The organism is Falsiroseomonas sp. RANM36, assembly GCF_056682175.1.
The window spans coordinates 923,633-926,747 of the sequence record NZ_JBWXTD010000003.1 but is presented as its reverse complement, the minus strand read 5'-3'; the positions used below and the strand labels follow the sequence as shown (position 1 = coordinate 926,747).

Sequence of the window (3,115 nt, the reverse complement as noted above, 5' to 3'; positions counted from 1 at the left end):
CCTCCACCCCCGGGGGCCCGCGGGGCGGCAACCGCCCTCATGCGCCGGCGCCGGCATCCGCCGGCTTGGCTCGCCACCCGCGGGGCGGCGCCCATTCGGGCGCTCGGCCGGCCTTGCCGGTCGCAGGACGGCGCGCAGGACGACGGGCATCACGCGCTTGCCGGCAGGGGCTGGTTGCCGGGCAGGTGCTCCACCATGCGGCCCTTCGCCGCCAGGCGATAGAGCGTGGTGATGTAGGCCGCCAGCAGCACCACGTAGAGCGCCAGATACATCACCAGCGTCGAGGCGACCGCGGTCGGCCCGACCGGCCCGACGGCGTCGGCCGTGCTCAGCACGCCCGTCACCAGCCAGGGCTGCCGGCCGATCTCCGTCACGTACCAGCCCGCAAGCGTTGCCACCCAGCCGGCGAAGGTCATGCCGACGAAGCCCTGCAGCAGCAGCTTCGGCAACTCGCCGCGCCGCCACAGGAACCAGGCGCCGAGCAGCCCGAGGCCGATCATCAGCATCCCCGTCCCGACCATGACGCGGAAGGCGTAGAAGACCGGCGCGACGGGCGGATGCCTGCCCTCGAACTGGTCGAGGCCGGGCACCACGCCGTCCAGGCTGTGCGTCAGGATCAGGCTGGCGCCGTTCGGGATCGCGATCTCGAAGCGGTTGGAGCGCGTCTCCTCGTCCGGGATGGCGAAGAGGATCAGCGGCACGTTGCCGCCGGTGTGCCAGTGGCCTTCCATGGCCGCGACCTTCGCGGGCTGGTGCTGCAGCGTGTTCAGCCCGTGCATGTCGCCGACGAAAAGCTGCGTCGGCGCCAGCACCGCCGCCATCACCACCCCCGTGCGCAGCGCCGCCGCAACCGCCGGCACCCGGTCGCCGCGCAGCCAGCGCCAGGCGGAGATCCCCGCGATCAGGAAGGCGCAGGTGAGGCCGGAGGCGATCAGCATATGCGCGAGCCGATACGGCATGGAGGGGGAGAAGACGATCGCCCACCAGTCGGTCGCATGCACGATGCCGTCGCGCAGCTCGAAGCCCGCCGGCGTGTGCATCCAGGAATTCAGCACCAGGATCCAGAAGGCGCTCATCGAGGTGCCGAAGGCCACCAGCACGGTCGCGGTGGTGTGCAGCCAGCCCGGCACGCGCCGGAAGCCGAACAGCATGATGCCGAGGAAGGTCGCCTCCAGGAAGAAGGCGGTCAGCACCTCATAGGCCAGCAGCGGCCCGGCCACATTGCCCACCTTCTCCATGAAGCCCGGCCAGTTGGTGCCGAACTGGAAGCTCATGGTGATGCCGGAGACCACGCCGAGCGCAAAGGACAGCGCGAAGACCTTCACCCAGAAGCGGTAGGCGTCCATCCACTTGTCGTCGCGCGTGGCGTTGAAGCGCAGCTTGAAGAACAGCAGCACCCAGCCCAGCGCGATGGTGATGGTCGGGAACAGGATGTGGAAGGAGATGTTGGCCGCGAACTGTATCCGCGCGAGCACCAGCGCATCCATGGATCAGGCTCCCTTCTTGCGCCGGCCGAGCGAGACGACCTTCTCCGTCGCCTCCACCAGGCGCGCGACGCGCGAGCCGAGCGCCAGAAGCTGCGCCAGCCGCTCCGTCTCCAGCTTCTTCACGTCCTCGTACCAGTTGGTCAGCTGCTCGATCAGCCCGTGCATCTCCGCCATGCGGGCCTGGGCGTGGCGCTCGGCCTCGCTTGCCGGCGCCTGCATCAGCAATTCGCGCAGGACCGAGAGGGTGGGGTCCACCTCCCGCTTCTTCCGCTCCTCCGCCAGCACGCGCAGGATTTCCCACACATCGCCCGGCGTCGCGAAATGGTCGCGCCGGTCATCCGGGATGTGGCGCACCTTCACCAGGTTCCAGGCCTGCAGCTCCCGCAGGCCCATCGAGACGTTGGAGCGCGAGACGCCGAGCGCCTCCACGATCTGGTCGGCGTTCAGCGGCTCCGGCGAGACATAGAGCAGCGCATAGATCTGGCCGACCGTGCGGTTGATGCCCCAGCGGCTGCCCATCTCGCCGAAGTGCAGCACGAAGGCCTGGATCAGGGGGGGGAGCTGCATCGGCGGTCCGGCGGGGTCTCGGCTATGATTTCAGAAATTTCTGAAACGGCAGTTAAGGCACTCTCCCGCCATGTCAAGCCGGAACGCGCGATCCTGCCCCACGGGGGCTGCACCGGCGCCGCAACTCTGGCACTCAGCGGGGCATGAGCCCGCCCGACATCGCCCTCGCCCGCTCCGTCCTCTTCGTGCCCGGCCACCGGCCGGAGCGCTTCGCCAAGGCGCTGGCCACCGGCGCCGATGCCGTGGTGATCGACCTGGAGGACGCCGTCCCGCCCGGCGAGAAGGTTTCGGCCCGCGCCGCCGTGCTGGACCGTCCCGCCCCGCCGGCCGGGGTTGCGCTCGGCATCCGCATGAACCCGCTGCCGACGCCCGAGGGCATCGCCGACCTGGCCGCGCTGATCGGCGCCGCCGCGCCCGACTTCCTGATGCTGCCCAAGGTCGAGGCGCCGGAGGAGCTGCGCATCGTCCGCCGCGCATTCGCCCGCGCCCCGCGCCCGCCGCAGCTCATCGCGCTGATCGAAAGCGCGGAGGGCCTGGCGCGCGCCGGCGCCATCGCCCTGGAGGAAGGCTGCGCCGCGCTCGGCTTCGGCGGCGTGGACCTCTCGGCCGATCTCGGCTGCGCCGTCGCGTGGGAGCCGCTGCTGCCGCACCGCGCCGCCCTGGTCGTCGCCGCCGCGCGCGGCGGGCGCGCCGTGCTGGACGTGCCCTTCCTCGACATCGCCGACGAGGCCGGCCTGGCGGAGGAGACGCGCCGCGTGCAGGCGCTCGGCTTCACCGCGAAGCTCGCCATCCATCCGAAGCAGGTCGCGCCGATCCAGTCCGTGCTGACGCCGGGCGCGGCGCAGGTGGATTGGGCGCATCGCATCGTCGCCGCGATGGAGGCCGCCGCGGGCGGTGTCTGCGTGGTGGACGGGAAGATGGTGGACCTCCCCGTCCTCCGCGCCGCCCAGCGCGTGCTTGCAAGGGCGAGATAGCCTCCCTCCCCCGCTTGCGGGGGCTTGGGCGCCCACGGCGGGGGGGGGCGGGGGTGGGGGGGGGGGCGCCCGCGCCCCCCCCGCGGG

The 3,115-nt window shown here is 71.7% G+C and carries 3 protein-coding genes; 1 reads left to right on the top strand and 2 read right to left on the bottom strand.

The annotated features are described in order from the left end of the window. Positions 1–149: 149 nt before the first annotated feature. On the bottom strand, positions 150–1,487 hold the full coding sequence (locus tag AC1MIR_RS09255) for a cytochrome ubiquinol oxidase subunit I (RefSeq protein ID WP_480027880.1): 1,338 nt from the start codon (positions 1,485–1,487) through the stop codon (positions 150–152). A 3-nt stretch (positions 1,488–1,490) separates the two neighbouring features. Beyond that, positions 1,491–2,054 (bottom strand): GbsR/MarR family transcriptional regulator, encoded by a 564-nt coding sequence (locus tag AC1MIR_RS09250; protein WP_480027879.1) that lies wholly within the window; start codon positions 2,052–2,054, stop codon positions 1,491–1,493. Between the two features lie 143 nt (positions 2,055–2,197). Here AC1MIR_RS09250 and AC1MIR_RS09245 point away from each other — a divergent pair, with 143 nt between their 5' ends. After that, on the top strand, positions 2,198–3,028 hold the full coding sequence (locus AC1MIR_RS09245) for an HpcH/HpaI aldolase/citrate lyase family protein (protein WP_480027878.1): 831 nt from the start codon (positions 2,198–2,200) through the stop codon (positions 3,026–3,028). The last annotated feature ends 87 nt before the right edge of the window (positions 3,029–3,115 follow it).

Excerpts from the sequence above, each read along its gene's own strand:
- AC1MIR_RS09245 (WP_480027878.1), top strand. The coding sequence starts at position 2,198 with ATGAGCCCGCCCGACATCGCCCTCGCCCGCTCCGTCCTCTTCGTGCCC.
- AC1MIR_RS09255 (WP_480027880.1), bottom strand. The coding sequence starts at position 1,487 with ATGGATGCGCTGGTGCTCGCGCGGATACAGTTCGCGGCCAACATCTCC.
- AC1MIR_RS09250 (WP_480027879.1), bottom strand. The coding sequence starts at position 2,054 with ATGCAGCTCCCCCCCCTGATCCAGGCCTTCGTGCTGCACTTCGGCGAG.